Annotated in this window: 1 protein-coding gene; it reads left to right on the top strand. The window is 56.8% G+C overall.

Going from position 1 to position 384, the window contains the following annotated elements; genetic code table 11:
• Window positions 1-384: hypothetical protein (locus tag ACTJLA_RS26825; protein ID WP_440842496.1), on the top strand; the 384-nt coding region annotated here is incomplete at both ends.

The following is a 384-nucleotide window of genomic DNA, read 5'->3' as shown; positions in this document are numbered from 1 at the left end:
TGAGCAAGGCGATGTTACGCGTAGGACCGATCCCGATGGAGAGGTTACTGACTACAGCTACAACAAGCACGGGCAACTGAACGGGATTTGGTATCCGGATCACAGTTGCCATCGACTGGTGTGGAACGAACATGGGCAGTTGCTTGAGGAGCACTTGCCCCATGGTGGGATCAAGCGTTATCGCTATGACGATCTGGGTCGACAGGTTGCCCGTGAGGATGAGCATGGCGCACTAATCCAGTATCAGTGGGACGCCGCAGGACGCTTGCTGAAACTGACCCAGCCAGGCGGTGGTTGTAGGGAGTTCAGCTACAACCCCTACGGCAAAATCATCGCCGAACGCGACGAACTCGGCCACGTCACCCGCTACGAATACGCCGATGG

It is taken from the genome of Pseudomonas sp. 22072 (assembly GCF_052046095.1).
Classification (GTDB): domain Bacteria; phylum Pseudomonadota; class Gammaproteobacteria; order Pseudomonadales; family Pseudomonadaceae; genus Aquipseudomonas; species Aquipseudomonas paracarnis.
Note: the sequence above shows the minus strand (reverse complement) of the source record. Positions and strands in the feature narration are given on the sequence as shown.